The organism is Simkaniaceae bacterium (genome assembly GCA_021734805.1).
In the GTDB taxonomy this organism is placed as follows: domain Bacteria; phylum Chlamydiota; class Chlamydiia; order Chlamydiales; family JACRBE01; genus Amphritriteisimkania.
In genome coordinates this window covers 1-5311 of record JAIPIG010000054.1, presented here as the reverse complement: position 1 = coordinate 5311, position 5311 = coordinate 1, and the positions used below count along the sequence as shown (strand labels likewise).

General features: G+C 38.1%; 3 protein-coding genes and 1 pseudogene. 3 read left to right on the top strand and 1 reads right to left on the bottom strand.

Annotated elements, in window-relative coordinates; genetic code table 11:
* Positions 1–497 precede the first annotated feature (497 nt).
* Together K9M07_07950 and K9M07_07945 are read left to right on the top strand one after the other, a co-directional pair.
* The gene (locus K9M07_07950) at positions 498–1106 is read left to right on the top strand and encodes a DUF6088 family protein (GenBank protein ID MCF7853149.1); all 609 of its coding nucleotides are present in this window, start codon (positions 498–500) and stop codon (positions 1104–1106) included.
* Positions 1103–2131 (top strand): nucleotidyl transferase AbiEii/AbiGii toxin family protein, encoded by a 1029-nt coding sequence (locus K9M07_07945; protein ID MCF7853148.1) that lies wholly within the window; start codon positions 1103–1105, stop codon positions 2129–2131. The genes K9M07_07950 and K9M07_07945 overlap by 4 nt, the downstream gene beginning before the upstream one ends.
* 389 nt (positions 2132–2520) lie before the next feature.
* On the opposite strand, the pseudogene K9M07_07940 reads toward K9M07_07945, so the two are convergent.
* Positions 2521–3657, bottom strand: a pseudogene (locus tag K9M07_07940) (IS630 family transposase).
* A 399-nt stretch (positions 3658–4056) separates the two neighbouring features.
* On the opposite strand from K9M07_07940, the gene K9M07_07935 reads away from it, so the two are divergent.
* Positions 4057–5145, top strand: a complete 1089-nt coding sequence (locus tag K9M07_07935; GenBank protein ID MCF7853147.1) for a Fic family protein — start codon at positions 4057–4059, stop codon at positions 5143–5145.
* Positions 5146–5311: the final 166 nt, after the last annotated feature.

Here is a 5311-nt window from a genome sequence, read left to right as displayed (position 1 = left end):
TGAGAATGCGGAACTCTTTAAAAAGATGGGCTCAAATTTCTTGCATTGATGCACCGGGATTTTTACTTTCAACTCACCCTCGCTACATACTTTTACGCCAGAAGCATCTAGCACGACCGCCTCGCAAACTCCACGAGTTGACTAGAGAGAGAATCGAACACGGTTGAATGTTCTATCTTTTTAAGATTGAAAAATGACTCAATCTTCATAGACAAAATTCATCAAAACTCTGCGCCAAAAAATTGAGTGCGTAACTGAAAATTACGCAAATTTTACGCACTAGACGAGACAAAACTGTAGTAAAACTACCTGAGTGTCCCTGGCCCTACCAATAGCCAACAGACTTTTGTGGGATTTTGATATATCTACTTGGGAATAAGAGTCTTAGATTATCCTAGTATTCACAAAAAGATGTTATATTTGTGAAATTTATGATAATTCTTTTGCATGCATTCACAAAAAGATGCTATGTTTGTGAAAAATAGAGGTGCGTAATAATGGGCCAAAGTATTGAAATCGCGGTGAAAAATAGGATTACCGATCACGGCCGGGGGTGGTGTTTTACCTCAATGCACTTTTCAGATCTGGGTAGTGATGCCTCTATTCGCAAGGCTCTCTCACAGCTTCAAAAACAAAGCGTCATTCGGCGGCTTGCACAAGGTGTTTATGACTATCCCAAAACGCATGATTTATTGGGCTTAATCCCTCCAGATTTAAATGAGGTTGCAAAAGCAATTGCGGAAAAAAATGGAGTTCAAATCCAACCAGCTGGGGCTTACGCTGCAAATTTGGTTGGCCTTTCTGTACAGGTTCCCGGTCGAATTATCTTTTTAACTGAAGGTCCCTCAAGGAAAGTCAAAATTGGTAATCAAGAAATCATTTTTAAAAAGGCCACTAAAAAAGTCATGTCTTCTGCCGGAACTAGAGAAGGTCTTCTGATTCAGGCCTTAAAAAATTTAGGAAAAGATCACATTGACCAGGTAGCGCGCGCGCAAATTTCAAAATTTCTCAATGGTTCAAATGAAAAAGAAGTTAGACAAAATATGAAATTTGCTCCTGCGTGGATACGAGCCATTGTTTTTGAAATTATGGGGTTTGAGCCATGAATGAAATCCATCTCTACCTTTTATCTAAAGAAGAACGTGCGCTGTTCTTTAGAACAGCAGCAGAGATCATGCACATGCCGTTCGAAATTATTGAGAAAGACTATTGGGTTGTATGGGTTTTGGAAAGACTGTTTTCGTTAGCGAAAATGAAGTCCCATCTTACCTTCAAAGGAGGCACTTCACTTTCAAAAGCATATGGATTAATCGACCGGTTTTCCGAAGATATTGATCTTTCAATTGAAAGAAGATTTTTTGGTTTTAAAGCCCCCTGTGATCCTGAAAATGCGCCTTCCAAAAAGAAGCAACGAACAATTCTAGATAATCTTTCACAAGCTTGCTCTAACTATGTGCAAACTGAGATGTTAAATGATCTGAGAGATGCTATTGATGCAAAGTTAGGAACTTCCAGCGGTTGGAGAATTTTCTGCGACCTAGAAGATCCAGATGCTCAAACACTGCTATTTGAATATCCAAGCGAGACTTCAAAAGCTGGATATATTCGACCGCTTGTGAAAATCGAAATCGGTGCAAGATCAGAACATTGGCCTGTCAGTGAACATAAAATACAGAGCTATGCTAAAGAAGCACTGAAGGAGAAAATTCATGAGTCTGAAACGTGGGTTCGAGTGTTGAATGCTGAACGAACTTTCTGGGAGAAAGCGACAATCCTTCACCAATATGCGCATCTACCGGAAGATAAAAAACTTCCACCGCGAATTTCAAGGCATTTTTATGATTTTTTTCGTTTGCTAAATTCTGAAATCAAAGAAAAAGCAATTATTGAGACAGCTCTACTTGAACGAGTTGCAATCCATAAAAGTATCTACTTTGCATCAAGCTGGGCGAACTATGGAACAGCTCGAAAGAAAACTCTAAAGCTTTTTCCTCCTCCAAGAGTTCTTAAAGAACTTGAAAAGGATTATCATCTGATGGAGGCTATGTTTTTCAGAAAGATCCCAGATTGGGAATTAATTCTAAAAACGATCGAAAGTTTTGAAAAAGAGTTTAATGACGTTAATGGATGATAATTTACCCACAAGCTGTGGGGAAATTGAGGCCGAGTTGAACGCATTTCAGCTCAGAAGATAAAAAGAGTAAAACGGATTGAGAATGCTGCCTTTATGTTCCTGAAATAGCTCACCTGGGCTTTTTCTTGAGGCAATGGGCCAAGGGCGAAGGTTTGGGTAGAGTTTCATCCAAAATGGATAGTTCTTTTTTCCTGCTTCATCAAAATCTAAAGATAATGGGTCCTGCAAATGCCTGTAAGAAGGGGATGGGAACCTACGTATATTGAGGGGACGGCAATAGAACTAATGGAATTATTGATTGAAAAATTTCCTTGGGCAATAGCTCTCCAATGAATTAGGTACTGCTAGGGACTTTTGGGAACTAGTACAACGTTTCAATAAAACATTTACATATTTTGCGTGAACTCAAAATTTGTCCAACGATGTACAACCGGCTCCGCATTAATTTCAGCTACTCCTCGAAGAATCCTCTCTTTTAATTCCTCCAGAGACTCCACTCTAATATGCTTTAAAAAAGAGCAAGTCATCTTTGAAAAAAGTCCTTCCACAATATTTAACCAAGAACCGTGCTTAGGAGTGTGGATGTATTTGAAACGATTTGGCTTGGACTACAAGTATGCCATCGTTTCTTTTGAGATATGTGCTGAATGATTATCTAAAATGACGCGAATTGTTGCATCTTTTGGATAATATTCATCTAGCTCTTTTAGAAGACTGATAAATTCGCGGCTCCTGTGACGTTCATGAACCTGAGTAAATACATGTCCTGTATGAAGATCTAAAGCCCCTAATATTGATAGAGTACCAAGTCTTTTGTATTCGTAGTCGCGCGCAATTTGCCCATATTTTGCATTGGGTAAAAGATCCGGCGCTACATTTTTAATTGCCTGCACTCCCGGCTTTTCATCTACTGATACCGTAATTACCTTATTCAGCTTGCAATTTTCCTTATTTTCTAAAAGCTCATTTACTTCTTTGTAGACAATTAATACTTCATGCATCTTTTGTTTGAATTCAGGATCTTTTTTCTCTAGATAATAACGAATTTTGTGAGGTTTTAGTGAGTGACTTTTCAAGATACGATGGATCGTTGTTTTATTTGCTTTGACAAGACAAATGTGACCCTCTAAAGGCCCCATCTTTCTCACGTGTTTTGCTAGAGCGCTTTGCGTCCATATTTCGGCGGCAAAGCCAAAATCTTTGGGCTTTGTGCAAGCTAAATGCATAACCCAGCTTTTAGCTTCCTCGGTAATTATTGCCGGTTTTGGACAATGATAGTAATCCTTAAGCGCTACTTCTATCCCTCCTGCAATAGCCTTATTGATGCATTTATATATAGTTGGACGGGACGTCTTTACTGATTTAGCTATAGCTTCAATTTTTTCGTTTTCTGAGAATTTCAAAAGAATTTGAGCGCGTTGAACCACTCTTAGGGGATGCGTTCGAGATCGGCTTAATTCCTGTAACCGCTCTCTTTCTTCTGCGATTAGTGTAATCTTTTGTAGCTTCATAATTGCCTCCATTTTACACACAAAGATGAAACATGAAAGCTTTAAAAATGTAAATATTTTATTGAAACGTTATACTAGTGCGTAAATAGTGCGTAATTGAGCTTGACACAGCTGAATTTTTCGGTGTGAATTTTGTGTTGTATGTCCATGAAAACAAAAGACTTCAGTCGTGAAACTGAAGCCTTAATTTGGAATGGAGGTGGAGAGACGCATTCAGAACTTTTGACTGGATTGGGTTTGAAGTGTCATTTGGTCGATATAGTCACTTAACTGCTTAATAATCAGCTATTAAATACTTTTTTTGCTGATAATATGTTGGATTTTCGCCTGATTTTCAGCATATAAGGATAATATGTTGACTGGTTCAAGGTGTTTCGTTAATATGTTGGTTTTTGAGAGAGAATTCAACATATGAAAAAATTCGACCCTGAAACCCCATTTAATGAATTACCTAATCTTCCTCCGGTTATCGACCTAGAAACTCCTAAAATACTGAAAGCTTGTATAGCGGCAAATAGAGAGCTTGCCAAGCTAAAGATAGCAGAAAGGCTTATCCCTAACCAAACGGTTTTAATTAATAGCATACCATTATTAGAGTCACAGGCTAGTTCGGCGATAGAAAATATTGTAACTACAACAGATGAGTTGTTTGAGCATGCGCAGGATTCTTCTTATTCAATGTCCTTGGCAACGAAAGAAACCCTTCAATATAGGCAAGCACTTTATCACGGATATACATCACTGAAAGAACGACCCTTGAGTACCTCGGTGATTTGCAATATATGCTCAACAATAAGACTTATTGAAACAAATATTAGAAAACTTCCAGGAACTGCATTAGTCAATGATGTAACCGGTGAAAAAATTTATACACCTCCTGATGGGGAAGAGAGGCTGAGAGAATTATTGACAAACTGGCAGAATTACCTTCATCAAGAGGATGATGGTATTGACCCCCTAATAAAGCTTGCTGTACAGCATTATCAGTTTGAAGCAATACACCCCTTTTCGGATGGAAATGGTAGGACTGGACGCATAATTAACTTATTGTATTTGATACATCGAGGGCTTTTAGATACTCCTATTTTATATCTAAGCGGTTACATTATCAAAAATAAATCAGAATATTACAGGAAGCTTTTGCAAGTTACGACAGAGGGGGCATGGGTTGAATGGGTTCTATATTTTCTCGATGGAATATATGAAACATCAAAATGGACGATGTCAAAGATTTTTGCCATTCAAAAATTGATGGAAGAATCCTCTTCACTTATTAAGGCAAAGGCCCCTTCTATTTACAGCAAAGAACTCATTGAATTGCTTTTTACACAACCCTATGTTCGCATTCACAATTTAGTAGAGTCTGGTGAAGTCGGACGAGATACAGCTTCTAAACGTCTTAAAACGCTTTGTGATATAGGGTTTTTAGAGGAAGTCAAAAGGGGAAGGGAGAAGTTGTTTATAAATCATAAATTTCTTAATCTACTGAAACAAAAATAAACTTTCCTTCAAGAGTTCAATAGATAAATCAACTATTCTGAGAATGCGGAACTCTTTAAAAAGATGGGCTCAAATTTCTTGCATTGATGCACCGGGATTTTTACTTTCAACTCACCCTCGCTACATACTTTTACGCCAGAAGCATCTAGCACGACCGCCTCGCAAA

Coding starts and splice junctions, on each gene's coding strand:
- K9M07_07950 (MCF7853149.1), top strand. CDS start 498: ATGGGCCAAAGTATTGAAATCGCGGTGAAAAATAGGATTACCGATCAC.
- K9M07_07945 (MCF7853148.1), top strand. CDS start 1,103: ATGAATGAAATCCATCTCTACCTTTTATCTAAAGAAGAACGTGCGCTG.
- K9M07_07935 (MCF7853147.1), top strand. CDS start 4,057: ATGAAAAAATTCGACCCTGAAACCCCATTTAATGAATTACCTAATCTT.